The 14,658-nt window shown below is 24.5% G+C and carries 30 protein-coding genes; 25 read left to right on the top strand and 5 right to left on the bottom strand.

All coding sequences use genetic code 4. The features are described 5' to 3' along the window. Positions 1-79 precede the first annotated feature (79 nt). Positions 80-1,681, bottom strand: coding sequence for a hypothetical protein (locus ACZ91P_RS04380; RefSeq protein ID WP_465158202.1), 1,602 nt, complete (start codon positions 1,679-1,681; stop codon positions 80-82). Between the two features lie 287 nt (positions 1,682-1,968). Beyond that, complete coding sequence (locus ACZ91P_RS04375) at positions 1,969-2,520, bottom strand: DJ-1 family glyoxalase III (RefSeq protein ID WP_465158201.1); 552 nt, start codon at positions 2,518-2,520, stop codon at positions 1,969-1,971. 78 nt (positions 2,521-2,598) lie between these two features. On the opposite strand from ACZ91P_RS04375, the gene ACZ91P_RS04370 reads away from it, so the two are divergent. The 13 genes from ACZ91P_RS04370 to ACZ91P_RS04310 all read left to right on the top strand — a co-directional run bounded on the left by ACZ91P_RS04370 (position 2,599) and on the right by ACZ91P_RS04310 (position 7,410). Then, complete coding sequence (locus tag ACZ91P_RS04370) at positions 2,599-2,856, top strand: hypothetical protein (protein ID WP_465158200.1); 258 nt, start codon at positions 2,599-2,601, stop codon at positions 2,854-2,856. A gap of 80 nt (positions 2,857-2,936) precedes the next feature. After that, positions 2,937-3,173, top strand: coding sequence for a hypothetical protein (locus ACZ91P_RS04365; RefSeq protein WP_465158199.1), 237 nt, complete (start codon positions 2,937-2,939; stop codon positions 3,171-3,173). Positions 3,174-3,691: 518 nt separating this feature from the next. After that, entirely contained in the window at positions 3,692-3,976 is a 285-nt protein-coding gene (locus ACZ91P_RS04360; protein WP_465158198.1) for a hypothetical protein, read from the top strand. Between the two features lie 127 nt (positions 3,977-4,103). Further along, positions 4,104-4,262, top strand: a complete 159-nt coding sequence (locus ACZ91P_RS04355) for a hypothetical protein (RefSeq protein ID WP_465158197.1) — start codon at positions 4,104-4,106, stop codon at positions 4,260-4,262. A 13-nt stretch (positions 4,263-4,275) separates the two neighbouring features. Beyond that, on the top strand, positions 4,276-4,464 hold the full coding sequence (locus ACZ91P_RS04350; protein ID WP_338988976.1) for a hypothetical protein: 189 nt from the start codon (positions 4,276-4,278) through the stop codon (positions 4,462-4,464). 3 nt (positions 4,465-4,467) lie between these two features. Then, complete coding sequence (locus ACZ91P_RS04345) at positions 4,468-4,602, top strand: hypothetical protein (protein WP_465158196.1); 135 nt, start codon at positions 4,468-4,470, stop codon at positions 4,600-4,602. A gap of 28 nt (positions 4,603-4,630) precedes the next feature. Continuing rightward, positions 4,631-4,768 carry a hypothetical protein gene (locus ACZ91P_RS04340; RefSeq protein ID WP_465158195.1) on the top strand — a complete coding sequence of 46 codons (138 nt, stop codon included), beginning with the start codon at positions 4,631-4,633 and terminating at the stop codon, positions 4,766-4,768. A 47-nt stretch (positions 4,769-4,815) separates the two neighbouring features. Then, a complete protein-coding gene (locus ACZ91P_RS04335) occupies positions 4,816-4,977 on the top strand; it encodes a hypothetical protein (RefSeq protein ID WP_465158194.1) in 162 nt (53 codons plus the stop codon). After that, complete coding sequence (locus ACZ91P_RS04330; RefSeq protein WP_465158193.1) at positions 4,977-5,354, top strand: hypothetical protein; 378 nt, start codon at positions 4,977-4,979, stop codon at positions 5,352-5,354. The genes ACZ91P_RS04335 and ACZ91P_RS04330 overlap by 1 nt, the downstream gene beginning before the upstream one ends. A gap of 63 nt (positions 5,355-5,417) precedes the next feature. After that, positions 5,418-5,669: a hypothetical protein gene (locus tag ACZ91P_RS04325; RefSeq protein ID WP_465158192.1), complete on the top strand. Its 252-nt coding sequence runs from the start codon at positions 5,418-5,420 to the stop codon at positions 5,667-5,669. Between the two features lies 1 nt (position 5,670). Beyond that, on the top strand, positions 5,671-7,059 hold the full coding sequence (locus ACZ91P_RS04320; protein ID WP_465158191.1) for a recombinase RecT: 1,389 nt from the start codon (positions 5,671-5,673) through the stop codon (positions 7,057-7,059). A 14-nt stretch (positions 7,060-7,073) separates the two neighbouring features. Then, positions 7,074-7,268 carry a hypothetical protein gene (locus ACZ91P_RS04315; RefSeq protein ID WP_465158190.1) on the top strand — a complete coding sequence of 65 codons (195 nt, stop codon included), beginning with the start codon at positions 7,074-7,076 and terminating at the stop codon, positions 7,266-7,268. A gap of 52 nt (positions 7,269-7,320) precedes the next feature. Further along, positions 7,321-7,410, top strand: a complete 90-nt coding sequence (locus ACZ91P_RS04310) for a lipoprotein (protein WP_465158189.1) — start codon at positions 7,321-7,323, stop codon at positions 7,408-7,410. Here the strand turns inward: ACZ91P_RS04310 and ACZ91P_RS04305 are convergent. Then, positions 7,381-8,130: a hypothetical protein gene (locus ACZ91P_RS04305; protein ID WP_465158187.1), complete on the bottom strand. Its 750-nt coding sequence runs from the start codon at positions 8,128-8,130 to the stop codon at positions 7,381-7,383. The genes ACZ91P_RS04310 and ACZ91P_RS04305 overlap by 30 nt on opposite strands. A 181-nt stretch (positions 8,131-8,311) precedes the next feature. Continuing rightward, complete coding sequence (locus tag ACZ91P_RS04300; RefSeq protein WP_465158186.1) at positions 8,312-8,497, bottom strand: hypothetical protein; 186 nt, start codon at positions 8,495-8,497, stop codon at positions 8,312-8,314. 395 nt (positions 8,498-8,892) lie between these two features. Between ACZ91P_RS04300 and ACZ91P_RS04295 the strand changes: the two genes are divergently transcribed. The 3 genes from ACZ91P_RS04295 to ACZ91P_RS04285 all read left to right on the top strand — a co-directional run bounded on the left by ACZ91P_RS04295 (position 8,893) and on the right by ACZ91P_RS04285 (position 10,032). Next, a complete protein-coding gene (locus ACZ91P_RS04295) occupies positions 8,893-9,249 on the top strand; it encodes a transposase family protein (protein WP_465158185.1) in 357 nt (118 codons plus the stop codon). Between the two features lie 62 nt (positions 9,250-9,311). Further along, on the top strand, positions 9,312-9,536 hold the full coding sequence (locus tag ACZ91P_RS04290; protein ID WP_465158184.1) for a hypothetical protein: 225 nt from the start codon (positions 9,312-9,314) through the stop codon (positions 9,534-9,536). Positions 9,537-9,591: 55 nt separating this feature from the next. Continuing rightward, positions 9,592-10,032 carry a hypothetical protein gene (locus ACZ91P_RS04285; protein ID WP_114565104.1) on the top strand — a complete coding sequence of 147 codons (441 nt, stop codon included), beginning with the start codon at positions 9,592-9,594 and terminating at the stop codon, positions 10,030-10,032. A gap of 41 nt (positions 10,033-10,073) precedes the next feature. Here ACZ91P_RS04285 and ACZ91P_RS04280 read toward each other — a convergent pair whose 3' ends face one another. Continuing rightward, entirely contained in the window at positions 10,074-10,382 is a 309-nt protein-coding gene (locus ACZ91P_RS04280) for an HPF/RaiA family ribosome-associated protein (RefSeq protein WP_465158183.1), read from the bottom strand. A 100-nt stretch (positions 10,383-10,482) separates the two neighbouring features. Here ACZ91P_RS04280 and ACZ91P_RS04275 point away from each other — a divergent pair, with 100 nt between their 5' ends. From ACZ91P_RS04275 to ACZ91P_RS04235, 9 genes are all read left to right on the top strand, one after another. After that, positions 10,483-10,719: a hypothetical protein gene (locus ACZ91P_RS04275; RefSeq protein ID WP_465158182.1), complete on the top strand. Its 237-nt coding sequence runs from the start codon at positions 10,483-10,485 to the stop codon at positions 10,717-10,719. 522 nt (positions 10,720-11,241) lie between these two features. After that, positions 11,242-11,526, top strand: coding sequence for a hypothetical protein (locus tag ACZ91P_RS04270; RefSeq protein WP_465158181.1), 285 nt, complete (start codon positions 11,242-11,244; stop codon positions 11,524-11,526). 127 nt (positions 11,527-11,653) lie between these two features. Beyond that, a complete protein-coding gene (locus tag ACZ91P_RS04265; RefSeq protein ID WP_158613866.1) occupies positions 11,654-11,812 on the top strand; it encodes a hypothetical protein in 159 nt (52 codons plus the stop codon). Between the two features lie 13 nt (positions 11,813-11,825). Then, entirely contained in the window at positions 11,826-12,014 is a 189-nt protein-coding gene (locus ACZ91P_RS04260; RefSeq protein ID WP_465158180.1) for a hypothetical protein, read from the top strand. Between the two features lie 3 nt (positions 12,015-12,017). Further along, on the top strand, positions 12,018-12,179 hold the full coding sequence (locus ACZ91P_RS04255) for a hypothetical protein (protein ID WP_465158179.1): 162 nt from the start codon (positions 12,018-12,020) through the stop codon (positions 12,177-12,179). A 347-nt stretch (positions 12,180-12,526) separates the two neighbouring features. After that, positions 12,527-12,937, top strand: a complete 411-nt coding sequence (locus ACZ91P_RS04250) for a hypothetical protein (protein ID WP_465158178.1) — start codon at positions 12,527-12,529, stop codon at positions 12,935-12,937. A 30-nt stretch (positions 12,938-12,967) separates the two neighbouring features. Beyond that, the gene (locus ACZ91P_RS04245; RefSeq protein WP_465158177.1) at positions 12,968-13,219 is read left to right on the top strand and encodes a hypothetical protein; all 252 of its coding nucleotides are present in this window, start codon (positions 12,968-12,970) and stop codon (positions 13,217-13,219) included. A 1-nt stretch (position 13,220) separates the two neighbouring features. Then, positions 13,221-13,916, top strand: coding sequence for a recombinase RecT (locus ACZ91P_RS04240; RefSeq protein ID WP_465158176.1), 696 nt, complete (start codon positions 13,221-13,223; stop codon positions 13,914-13,916). 213 nt (positions 13,917-14,129) lie between these two features. Continuing rightward, complete coding sequence (locus tag ACZ91P_RS04235) at positions 14,130-14,618, top strand: hypothetical protein (protein WP_465158175.1); 489 nt, start codon at positions 14,130-14,132, stop codon at positions 14,616-14,618. The last annotated feature ends 40 nt before the right edge of the window (positions 14,619-14,658 follow it).

Below are 14,658 nucleotides of genomic sequence, written 5' to 3'. Positions count from 1 at the left end.
AAAATATTTTTTTCATATTGTTGTGGCGGATTACAAGCAATTAAATTAAAACTAGGTGATATTATAGTTCCTAAACTAGTTAATTATTCATATTATCTGATAATCACAAATCAAAACGAGATTGGCCACTAGTTTCATAAGCAATTTTGTCATTAGTTTTTGTTGTAACTTTAAATTTAACATTTGTAAAACTTAATTTAAAGTCAACAACAGTATTTAAAATTTGTGTTAAGTTAGGAGTATTATTTTCATCAATAATTGCACTAAAATTTTCTCACTTACCATCTTGCCCAGGAGTTTTAAATTGTAATTTAACTGTTCCGGCACTCATTGTAACATCATTACTTTTTAACTCAGTATTACTTACTCCAAAATCACGTAAAATATTAGAACCAGCATAATTCATTAATTGTGGACCTAAGAAAAACTCAATTTTAGGAAGAAAAATAGTGACAATTGTGCTAATCCCTTGTCATGTCTTTGGCTGAACAAGATTTGTCTTAACAGCATCAATTCCTTTATCACCTTTTGCAGCAAAAATATCTAAAATACTTCTAATTAATAAAGCTGGTTTTAAACTAAGTAAATTTTTTACTTTACTTTGGTTAATTTCATCACTAAAAAATAGTACATCTAATCATAATCAATATTTACTATCCGTTTTTTTGTAATCACTTCGATAACCAGTTAAAGTATGAAATATTAAACTGTCTAAATTTGTATTAGTATTTTGATAAAAATACTCTGTTTCACCAAAAGCAATTTTAATATTTTCTTTTAAATTGGTATTAACTGGTGAGAATAAATATTGGATTAATGGCAGAACTGTATTATGTGTTGATTCAATTTTTTCTTTTCCTTTTTTAACAAATCATTGTAATAAAGCAATTAAATCAGGTGCCATATTATGTAAAAGATCTTTAACTGTTCCTTTTCCAACAAGAGTTTGATTAAAAGAAATATCTTTTTTAAGATAATCACTAATATCAAATTGTAAAGTCTTAAGATTTTCAGCAATAATATTTAATAGTGTGTCAAATTTTTCAAGAAAATCTGGTTCATTAATTTTAGTTAAATCAATCTCCATAATTTCTTTCTCTGGTAAAGGCAATAAGCCAATAAAAGTATATAAATCAGCAAAAGTTATATTTACTCCTTTTACTAATGACGGCAATGGTAAATTAATATTTTGTAATTTACTACTCATATTGTCAATTTTATTGACAGTATTTTTTAAAAGAATTAACTCATTTGTAACTCATTGAATTTTAACATTGAATTCTTCTTTATCTTTTTTTAAAATACTAACACTAGCAGTTCCATTAACAACATCTAAACCTTTTTTAGAGTCTTGTTGTTGTAAAATAGTTGACATATTATCTTGTGCTATTTTTTCATCTGAATGATTATTATCAATAATCTTTGGTTGCACAAATGTTGCATCATTTTTAACAGCTAATTTATAACTGCCTAAATTAAGACGACTACTTAACATTGTTGCGAACTCCTCACTTGTTGCATTTGATGATGAAGCAAAAAATGATGTTTCAACATATTGTGACAATTCGCGCTTAAGATTTTCAAGATTTGCATCTTCTTTTTTACTAGTACGTGCTGTCATTAAAGCAGCATTTGACCCTACTAATGAAATAGCTCCTAAAAAGGCTAGTAACTTTTTCATTTTCTTTCCTCCTTATTGTAGTTCAGTTTTAAATAAAACAAAATATAAACTAATATTTATTTAAATTATAGTTAAAAAAACCGTATTGTTATTTAAATATAACAAAGTAACATATCTACCTCAACTAAAATTTTAAACTCTTTTTTATCTGAACAAAGGATTAAGAAAATTTATCAGAATGACTTTTAAGAGTTGCTAAAAAATTTGTACAAAATTAATGTGCTCATTTGAGGTATATTAATTTTACTCTTTTACAATTTATTATGCAAACATTTAATATAACTAAATTAATCACGAATTACTAATTCATTTTGAAGTTTCATTACTTTTTCTGCTCCTAAAACTCGATCAGCAATTGCTAAAGCAAAATTCATTGTTGAACCAACTGAAGCCCCAGTAATAATATGACCATCAGTAATAGCAGCCATTTCATCATTATAAATTGCCTTTTCCATCCCTTCGATACATCCCGGATAACTAGTGGCTTCTTTATTGTCTAAAATTCCTAAATGTCCTAAAATTTGGGGTGCTGCACAAACTGCAGCAATTGTTTTTTGATCATTATTGGCTTTTAATAACCAATCTTTTAACATCTCATTTTTTGCAAGATTATTAACACCAATGCGACCACCTGGTAAAATGAAACCATCATAATCTTCATATTTAATATCTTCAATTAATTTATCAGCCTTAATCGTAACATCATGGGATGAAACAACTTCTAATGCTTTAGTAATACTAATTAATTCTAGCTTAATGCCTCCTCGTCGTAAGACATCAGTTGTAATAATTGCTTCGCCTTCTTCAAAACCTGTTGCTAAAAACAATGCAAATTTCATAAATAACACCTCTTTTCTCTTGGTAATTATAATATAATTTTATATAATTGTTAAGAAAAAAGGAAAAAGGTGTTATTCATGGGATTTTTCTCAAAAGTAGTTTATAAATTTGATCGGACAAAACATAAACGAAATAAAAAATATTATTTATTAAAAAATCGTAAAGCATTAACTGTTAATAGTATTCCCCAAGACATTAATATTCATGTGATTAAAACTTTTCGGGAAAAATTCACGAGTTTAATTCAACCAAATCATATCACAATGAAAGATGGATATTTATTACGTAAAGTACGTGGTTTTAATAGTTTTGGAATTTTTTATCAACTTGTATAGTGTAAACCAATTAGAACAAAACAACTCTTATTAAAGGGTTGTTTTTTTATTTGAAATAAAACAACTCCTAAAAGGAGGTAATGATAATTAAGCAACAAAAAATATGTGATGTTAATGATTGTTATAAAGTAATATCATTCATTACCGAAGAATTTTTATCAAATAAAGTTTTATGAACTTGTGAAAAATATAAAGATTTATTGAATAAAGTAAAAGATAAAACACAAAAGCGGTTTTATAAACGTTTAGAAAATTCAAAAATTATCTTTGATTGAGAAACTGGGTTTTTAAAACTTAAATTTTACAAAACAACTTAATGCAGAGTGGGACGGTTATTTTAAATAACTAAGTGCTTCCATAAGAACATGAGTTTATACTCATTCTCACAGCCAGCCGAGGCGAGTACTGAAACAGTGTATGAGGAAATATGTAAATCGACGCTAATTCATTAGAACTAAGCGATAGTCGTGTTGTGTCCAAGGCTAACATCAAACGACAATAAATATTGAGATGATGACACAAACAATTAAATTTGCGTTTAGCATTCGGTCCTTTGCATGGGTGCGAGTAAATTTAATTTCAAAAACTGAGCGTCAAATCCCAGAGCGAAAGCACAAATGGGAACGGATAAAGGAAGACATATATATGTCTGGCGTCAATATTAAAAAACAACTGTGTATTATTAAACATTCAAATAATTAACATACCGCCACCGCTCACCCCAGTGAAGCGGATGGCGTAGTAAATAAATAGATAAATACTTATATAACTAATTCTCGCTTGGCACTTTCACTTGGGAGTGAGTGCAAGCGAGTTAAAACTAGGAGGAATTATAATGACAGAATATAAAAGTAAATATATTAATAAAACTTGGAATGAAATAACAACATCATTTGATTGAGTTAATTGTCACCCTATTAATTGTCGTATTTCACATCATAAAAATCATTATGATTTGCAATGTTTAGAATGAGCCAAAATGTACTTAAATTTATTTAAAAATAGATGAGATGTTATTGTTTCTTATATGCAACATTACAAAATTAACGATATTTTAGATTTAGCATCCGATGGATGAAAAATATTACAAATTAACAAAAAAATTAAAGGAGTAATTTAGGAGGTTTATATGAAAAAGTAAAATAAAAAACCTTGAAAGTTTTTAAGTAAAAAGCAATTACATAAGAAAAAAATTGAGCGTGCTAATGAAAGAGCAAGAATAAAAAATAGTAAGGAATTAAATAAATATGAAAAAGTTAAATAAAACTTGTCTTAAACAAAGATATTGAGGTTATTGTTCAAAATGCGATCAAAAAAATAAATTACAAGAATTAATGCTTAAAAGTTATCCAGTATCATTTAAAGATATGACTGATGAGCATTGAGCATTAGGAAAACAAAATTAGAAGAAACTAACCTATGAAATGTCAAAAAATTAATTGTAATAATAAAAATGCTTATTTTGGAAATAATTATATTGAAAAAATTGGTGATAAATTAGAGTGAAATTTAGGTTATAAAAAAGAAATTATATTATGTGAAGAACATTGATTAAAAATTTATCAATTAGAAAATTTAATTGTAAATAAAAAGAATTCGGAGGAATAAATTATGACTAAAAGATACTTATTAATTATTAAAAATGAATATTTAACTACATATTCATTTTATACTTTTGAAGAAGCAAAAATAACTGCTAAAAATGAAAAGTATTATCCAACAGTAATTATTGATTTAGAAAATTAAAATATTAAATGAAAAGGATGTGAATAATATGTGAAAAGATGAAGATGGTAAGGTTTATACCGAAGAAGATTTATTTAATGAAGCATTAGAAGAATGTCATTCAGAAGAAAGTACTTATGAATATATTGATACTTTAATTGAAGAAAAGAATTTGGAGGAACTTTAAAATGACTATAACAGAATCAATTAAATTTGACAAACTAAAAGAAGAAAATGAAACACTTAAAAAAACTTGCTAAAAAAGATAAAAAAATTGATCAACAAGAATTATATAAAGAAAATTTTTACAAAAATCCATATTCAACAGGTTCTATCGATTGAATATTAGTTAACAGTTCAAAATATGACAAATTACCTAGTAAGGAGGATAAATAATGAGTGATATTGTAAAAAATACAGTAAATAATATTACATTTCCGTTTTATATAAAAGGTTCTGATTTTAAAGAATTAAGTTTAAAAGCATTAACAATTAAAAAATGAATTGATGAAAATGGACAAGAATTAGCAGAATTTATATATCGACAACAAGCTTGATTAATAAATGGAGAATATAAATCACAATCATTAAAAGATTTAAAATTAGTAGTTTCAAAAATTGATTATATTTTTAGAGAACCATTAGAATTAATAAAAAATTTTAAAGATGAATTAAATTTTATTAGAAAAGATATTTTGAATTTAGAAAATAATATTAAAAGTAATCATGATTCTTTAAAAAATAGTGTTATTAATATTCAATTTCAAAAATAAAATGAAATTATTGAAAATCATAAAAAAGAACAATTTTTAGAAATTAAAAGTATAGCAAAACAAGTGCAAGAATTAAAAATTATTACTAGTAATTTTCGTAAAGAAAAATTATTAGTTAAAGATATTGAAATAATTGGAATTGATGATGATTTTGTAGAAAATGCTAATCAATATGAATTAAAACAACTAATTAAATATTTAATTGTTGATGAAAAGTTAGTTAAAAACATAATTAAAGCACAATGAGATATAAATACAGAAAATAAAGTAATTGGTACTAAAGGAATAAATATTCAAATTAAAGGAGTGAAATAAAATGGCAAATATAGTAAAATTTTTAAGAACAGATGTAGCAAATGATTGAATTAAAAGTAAATTTTCAAATGAAAATGAAATTGTAAGATTTAAAAGTAATTTGATAGCAATAACAAATAGTAATGAATTGTTACAAAAAGCAGATCCAAAAACAATTATGACTGCTTGTTATCAAGGAGTATTATTAAACTTACCGATGGAAAAACAATTTGGATATGCTTATGTAGTTCCATATAATACTAAAATAACAAGAATTATTAATGGTCGCGAAATACAAGAATGAGTTATTCAAGCACAATTTCAAATGGGTTATAAAGGTTATATTCAATTAGCCCAAAGAAGCGGTCAATATTTAGATATGTCAGTATCTGATGTCAAAGATGGTGAATTAATAAATTATGATCGTTTAAAAGGAACTAGTTTTAATTGAATACAAAATAAAGATGAACGAGAAAAATTACGAATTATAGGTTATGCAGTATATTTTAAAATGGTTAATGGTTTTGAAAAAACTTTATATATGACAAGAGAACAAATGGAAAATCATTTTATGAAATATTCTAAAACTTATGCTAAAAATAAAAAGTTTATGATTGCTACTTTTGATGAAATGGCATTAAAAACAGTATTAAAATCATTATTAAGAAAATGAGGTATTATGTCAGTTGAATTACAACAAGCATATAAATCAGATCAAGCAGTTATTACAACTAATGATAAAAAGATTTATATTGATAATGATAGTAATATCGTTAAAAATCAGGGGCATATGAGCCATGAACCATTATCAAATAATATAAATTTTACCCCATGTAATGATGAAATAGCGTACACAAACGATAATGTAGTTAAAGAAGAAGATATCTCTAATGTAGTACCATCAATTAACAATGATGAGGATGTATACGCATGAAAAAAAATAGGTATTGACCCTTCTGGATCTGGTACTACGGCTATTGTTGTTTTTGAAAATAATATCTTATTAGATAAACAAGAGTTTATAAATAAAGATTGAAAAAAAAATTCTAAATTTATTATAAATTATTTAAAAAATGAAAAACCATTTGGGAAAATATTATCAAATAATCATAAACTAGAATATTTAGTTTTTATAAAAAATTGTTTATATACAAATGCCAATTGCTCAAAAGATAGAGATGATTTATTGAAATTATTAGGTTCGTTAGAAACACAAGGATATATTGCTAATGTTTCACCACGCCATACTAAATCAGTTGTTAAAAATATAGAAAATGAAAGTAAGTATTATGGAAATAAAATTTATTGGGGAATTGATAGTAATTTAACTTATCAATATGGTAAAGGTTGAAAATATAATAATGACAAAATTAGTAATCATTTACGAGATGCCATTATTATTGCTAATTAATAAGGGTTAATATTATGAAACATTCATTTAATCAAAAAACAGGAAAATATTATTCTAAATTAATTCGTAATGTTAATGTTTACTTAAATGAAAACCAAGAAAAAGTTTGAAATGAATTTAATGACTTTACTTATTCACAACGAATCGAATATCTTATTAATTTTTATATAAGTCACAACAAAAGTGATAAAGATAATAATTCTAACTAACTTAACCTTGTATATATAATGTAAGAAATTAATAGAAAGAGGGTTAATTGGAATGAAAAAATTATTAAGTATAATAGGAACAATTTCATTAGTAGCAACAAGTACAAGAAGTTTAATTGCTTACAATCATTTTTTTCCATAATTGACCAGTTGCTAATGTATCTGCTCCTATTTGGTCTAAAATTTTAGTATATGCTTTTGTAAATTGAGCAAATGCTGGCATTGCAACATGTACCATTAAATCGTCTTTTTTAGTACCAAACATTAAAGCATTTACTTTTTGTACTAAATTAATTGAAATATCATTAATTTTATAAAATGTTTCTTGTGCTGTATCAGTATCTTTTGGAATAGGTAATTTAATAAATTGACCTGTTGCAATACATGAATCTATAACACCTTGTAAATAAATTGCATTTATATTTGAATATCAATTACGAGTAATTGTTCTCATTCACTCTCCAATTGTAGTAGTTCGTACTTCAACTGGTGATTCCATAAAACGAACAACATCAAATGTAGGAACATCATATTTAAATGTTAACATTTGATCCATCATAACAGTTGCTATTCGCACTGCTACGGATTGTTGTTCCATTCCAGAATCTTTATCATAATCATTACCCCAAACCATACGCTCTGGAAATACATATTGTCCTGCTTCAAAACCTTCTGCCATAGACACTTGTTGAGCAGTTAACATCATCATTTCAGTAGCATCAATATATTCACTATCTGCTTCTAAAATCTTTTTAATTTGTAAAACAGCAACATCTACAATTGCTTTTTCTGTTGCAGTATTACCACCAACTTGAAAAACTGTTGGTAATGCAATACTTGATTTTCCACCTACTTTTGCCATAGGTTATTATCCTCCTTATTATTGTCATGTTAAACTTTTAGAATAATCAATAATATCTTGGTCAGTTTTAGCACCATTTTTCTTAATTTCTTCTAAACGATTAGATTTAATTTCTTCACTTCTTTTTAGCATTTGGTCAATAACTGACCCACCATCAACAGTACCATCTACTGAATTAATATTATATTCTTAAAATAGTTTCATTCATTTTAATTTGAAACTCTTTAAAATGACTAATACATAATTGCACTGGTCAATCACCTTGCATTTTTCTTACTAAATCACCATTTTTATCTTTTTTAAATCTTGCTAATACCTTTCTTTTACAATTTGGCATTTTTTGGCCATTTTTTACTCCTTTTTGCATATTAAAATTGCTATTATTTAAACAATATGATTAAATAAAAGAGTAAAAAACTGTATTAAAAGAACTCTCACAAGTTCTTTTTTTATTATCTATATTTTACATAAAAAAAGACTTTTACAAGTCTATATTTTTGTAATTTTCTAAAACAAGTTAAAAGTAGAAAAATTCTGCCTTTTTAGATTTACAATATTATCTTATCATCATTAAATTTAATGTCAATAATTTACTTTTATTTTTTTTATTGTATTATGTAAATATTTTAAGAAAGGGTAGGAAAAAATGAAAAAGTTTAAACATTTAAGTTTTATTGAAAGATGTAATTTAAAAGAAGCGTTAGAATCTGATATTTTTAAGAAAAAAATGGCACTCTTAATATATCAAAAATAGCAAGATATATGGGTCGTAGTAAAAGTACTATTAAATATCACTTAAAACATTATAAACATATTAAACGATATCATCCTATGCAAGAACATAAACGATATTTAGAAAATCGTAAAAATTGTAAAAAGAAAACTACTTTAACTTTTAAACAATTATTATGATTAAATGAAAAATTTAATAAATTTCATTATACACCTAAACAAATATGTAAATTATATGAAATTGAATTTAATGATAAATTCCCTATGTGTTTTAAAACACTTTATAAATATATTTATTTAGATTTATTTGGTTTAAATAAACGTAATTTGTATTTTCATAGTAAAAAAAGATACATAAAGGGAAAAAATATAAACGTGGTAATTTAAGCAATGATTTTAAAATTATTAAACAAGCAAAACATGAAAAAGGTACTTTTGGTTGATTTCAAATGGATACTATTGTTGGTAAAGATAAAAAATCAGCATGTTTAACATTAACAGAAGAATTAACTAAATTTACCTTTTTAAAAAAATTAAAAGAAAAAAATTTAACAGAAGTATTAGAAACTTTAAAACAAATTTTTAAAAATAAACTTTTAAAAAAACATTTAAAGGGAATTATAACTGATCAAGGAAAAGAATTTTGAAATTGAAAAGATATTATTGTCTTGTAATATTTTTAAAACTAAGTTATAATATAAATAATGTTATGGTTAAGGAGGAAAAACAATGGCAAAAATGAAATATGCAACAATTAAAATTAATGTGACATTCCAAAAAGTAATGATTTGAATTTCTGGGTTATGATTATTTATCTTAGCAATCTTAAATTCTTTTCCAAACGTTAATGTTAACACAAAACTTTTTGTTCACAATAATACTGGTGATAATGGTGCAATTATTTTGATTACAGCTTTCTTATTTATCTGTGTTGCAACCTTTATTCGTCATAAAATTGCTAAATTAGTTGCCGGAATTATTTTTATTACTATTGCAATTATTGGAATGATTGGTGCAATTATTACTTCAACAAAAGAAGTTTCAACATGAGTAATTGTTGTTGGTGAATTAATTGCTCTAATTGGTGCTTTAATATGATTATTAGAAGGAATTGGAGCAATTCGTGTTAATAAAACAAACACAGCAAGTACACCAAGTAATAACAAGTAATTATTATAAAAAATGTTTAACTAAATTTAATTAAACATTTTTTATTTATGAACATTATTCAAGATCAAGTTCTTCCTCTTCTGCAGCAATCACTTCACTATAAAATTTTCATAATGATTGATTTTTTTATGACGGTCTTCTTGTTTGCCTTTAATTTTTCGTAATTGTTCTTCAACTTTATATAAACTTTGATCAACTGCCTTATAAAAATCACTATTGCGAACTTCTGCTTTTAAAAAATTATTTCGCCCTCTAATATCAATTAAAGTATCAACTAAATGTTGGTTCATTACATCGGTAATAATAATATTTTTACTACGAATTTTGTATTCTATAAATATTCGCCTCACTTCTATATCATCATGTATAGTGTAAACCAATTAGAACAAAACAACTCTTATTAAAGGGTTGTTTTTTTATTTGAAATAAAATAACTTCTAAAAGGAGGTAATGATAATTAAGCAACAAAAAATATGTGATGTTAATGATTGTTATAAAGTAATATCATTCATTACCAAAGAATTTTTATCAAATAAAGTTTTATGAACTTGTGAAAAACATAAAGATTTATTGAATAAAGTAAAAGATAAAACACAAAAGCGGTTTTATAAACGTTTAGAAAATTCAAAAATTATCTTTGATTGAGAAACTGGGTTTTTAAAACTTAAATTTTACAAAACAACTTAATGCAGAGTGGGACGGTTATTTTAAATAACTAAGTGCTTCCATAAGAACATGAGTTTATACTCATTCTCACAGCCAGCCAAGGCGAGTACTCAAACAGTGTATGAGGAAATATGTAAATCGACGCTGGTTCATTAGAACTAAGCGATAGTCGTGATGTGTCCAAGGCTAACATCAAACGACAATAAATATTGAGATGGTGACACAAACAATTAAATTTGCGTTTAGCATTCGGTCCTTTGCATGGGTGCGAGTAAATTTAATTTCAAAAACTGAGCGTCAAATCCCAGAGCGAAAGCACAAATGGGCACGGATAAAGGAAGATATATATATGTCTGGCGTCAATATTAAAAAAACAACTGTGTATTATTAAACATTCAAATAATTAACATACCGCCCCCGCTCAACCCCCCAGTGAAGCGGATGGCGTAGTAAATAAATAGATAAATACTTATATAACTAATTCTCGCTTGGCACTTTCACTTGGGAGTGAGTGCCAGCGAGTTAAAACTAGAAGGAATTATAATGACAGAATATAAAAGTAAATATATTAATAAAACTTGGAATGAAATAACAACATCATTTGATTGAGTTAATTGTCATCCTATTAATTGTCGTATTTCACATCATAAAAATCATTATGATTTGCAATGTTTAGAATGAGCCAAAATGTATTTAAATTTATTTAAAAATAGATGAGATGTTATTGTTTCTTATATGCAACATTACAAAATTAACGATATTTTAGATTTAGCATCAGATGGTTGAAGAATATTACAAATTTACCAAAAAATTAAAGGAGTAATTTAGGAGGTTTATATAAAAAAGTTAAATAAAAAACCTTGAAAGTTTTTAAGTAAAAAGCAATTACATAAGAAAAAAATTGAGCGTGCTAATGAAAGAACAAGAATAGAAAATAGTAAGGAATTAAATAAATATGAAAAAGTTAAATAAAACTTGTCTTAAACAAAGATATTGAGGTTATTGTTCAAAATGCGATCAAAAAAATAAATTACAAGAATTAATGCTTAAAAGTTATCCAGTATCATTTGAAGATATGACTGATGAGCATTGAGCATTAGGAAAACAAAATTAGGAGAAACTAACCTATGAAATGTCAAAAAATTAATTGTAATAATAAAAATGATTATTTTGGAAATAATTATATTGAAAAAATTGATAATAAATTAGAGTGAAATTTAGGTTATAAAAAAGAAATTATATTATGTGAAGAACATTGATTAAAAATTTATCAATTAGAAAATTTAATTGTAAATAAAAAGAATTCGGAGGAATAAATTATGACTAAAAAATACTTATTAATTATTAAAAATGAATATTTAACTACATATTCATTTTATACTTTTGAAGAAGCAAAAATAACTGCTAAAAATGAAAAGTATTATCCAACAGTAATTATTGATTTAGAAAATGAAAATATTAAATGAAAAGGATCTGAATAATATGTGAAAAGATGAAGATGGTAAGGTTTATACCTAAGAAGATTTATTTAATGAAGCATTAGAAGAATGTCATTCAGAAGAAAGTGCTTATGAATATATTGATACTTTAATTGAAGAAAAGAATTTGGAGGAACTTTAAAATAACTATAACAGAATCAATTAAATTTGACAAACTAAAAGAAGAAGATAAAACACTTAAAAAAACTTGCTGAAAAAGATAAAAAAAATGATCAACAACAATTATATAAAGAATATTTTTACAAAAATCCATATTCAACAGGTTCTATCGATTGAATATTAGTTGACAGTTCAAAATATGACAAATTACCTAGTAAGGAGGATAAATAATGAGTGATATTGTAAAAAATGCAGTAAATAATATTACATTTCCGTTTTATATAAAAGGTTCTGATTTTAAAGAATTAAGTTTAAAAGCATTAACAATTAAAAAATGAATTGATGAAAATGGACAAGAATTAGCAGAATTTATATATCGACAACAAGCTTGATTAATAAATGGAGAATATAAATCACAATCATTAAAAGATTTAAAATTAGTAGTTTCAAAAATTGATTATATTTTTAGAGAACCATTAGAATTAATAAAAAATTTTAAAGATGAATTAAATTTTATTAGAAAAGATATTTTGAATTTAGAAAATAATATTAAAAGTAATCATGATTCTTTTAAAAATAGTGTTATTAATATTCAATTTCAAAAACAAAATGAAATTATTGAAAATCATAAAAAAGAATAATTTTTAGAAATTAAAAGTGTAGCAAAACAAGTGCAAAAATTAAAAATTATTACTAGTAATTTTCGTAAAGAAAAATTATTAGTTAAAGATATTGAAATAATTGGAATTGATGATGATTTTGTAGAAAATGCTAATCAATATGAATTAAAACAACTAATTAAATATTTAATTGTTGATGAAAAGTTAGTTAAAAACATAATTAAAGCACAATGAGATATAAATACAGAAAATAAAGTAATTGGTATTAAAGGAATAAATATTCAAATTAAAGGAGTGAAATAAAATGGCAAATATAGTAGAATTTTTAAGAACAGATGTAGCAAATGATTGAATTAAAAGTAAATTTTCAAATGAAAATGAAATTGTAAGATTTAAAAGTAATTTGATAGCAATAACAAATAGTAATGAATTGTTACAAAAAGCAGATCCAAAAACAATTATGACTGCTTGTTATCAAGGAGTATTATTAAACTTACCGATGGAAAAACAATTTGGATATGCTTATGTAGTTCCATATAATACTAAAATAACAAGAATTATTAATGGTCGCAAAATACAAGAATGAGTTATTCAAGCACAATTTCAAATGGGTTATAAAGGTTATATTCAATTAGCCCAAAGAAGCGGTCAATATTTAGATATGTCAGTATCTGATGTCAAAGATGGTGAATTAATAAATTATGATCGTTTAAAAGGAACTAGTTTTAATTGAATACAAAATGAAGATGAACGAGAAAAATTACCAATTATAGGTTATGCAGCATATTTTAAAATAGTTAATGGTTTTGAAAAAACTTTATATATGACAAGAGAACAAATGGAAAATCATTTTATTAAATATTCTAAAACTTATGCTAAAAATAAAAAGTTTATAATTGCTACTTTTGATGAAATGGCATTAAAAACAGTATTAAAATCATTATTAAGAAAATGAGATATTATGTCAGTTGAATTACAACAAGCATATAAATCAGATTAAGCAGTTATTACAACTAATGATGAAAAGATTTATATTGATAATGATAGTAATATCATTAAAAATCAGGGGCATATGAGCCATGAACCATTATCAAATAATATAAATATTTACCCCATGTAATGATGAAATAGCGTACACAAACGATAATGTAGTTAAAGAAGAAGATATCTCTAATGTAGTACCAGCAATTAACAATGATGAGGATGTATACGCATGATAAAAATAGGTATTGACCCTTCTGGATCTGGTACTACGGCTATTGTTGTTTTTGAAAATAATATCTTATTAGATAAACAAGAGTTTATAAATAAAGATTGAAAAAAACATTCTAAATTTATTATAAATTATTTAAAAAATGAAAAACCATTTGGGAAAATATTATCAAATAATCATAAACTAGAATATTTAGTTTTTATAGAAAATTGTTTATATACAAATGCCAATGGCTCAAAAGATAGAGATGATTTATTGAAATTATTAGGTTCGTTAGAAACACAAGGATATATTGCTAATGTTTTACCACGCCATACTAAATCAGTTGTTAAAAATATAGAAAATGAAAGTAAGTATTATGGAAATAAAATTTATTGGGGAATTGATAGTAATTTAACTTATCAATATGGTAAAGGTTGAAAATATAATAATGACAAAATTAGTAATCATTTACCAGATGCCATTATTATTGCTAATTATAAGGGTTAATATTATGAAACATTCATTTAATCAAAAAACAGGAAAATAT

Source organism: Spiroplasma endosymbiont of Halictus nicosiae (genome assembly GCF_978018445.1).
The sequence above is the reverse complement of the archived record's forward strand: the minus strand, read 5'-3'. Positions and strand labels throughout refer to the sequence as shown.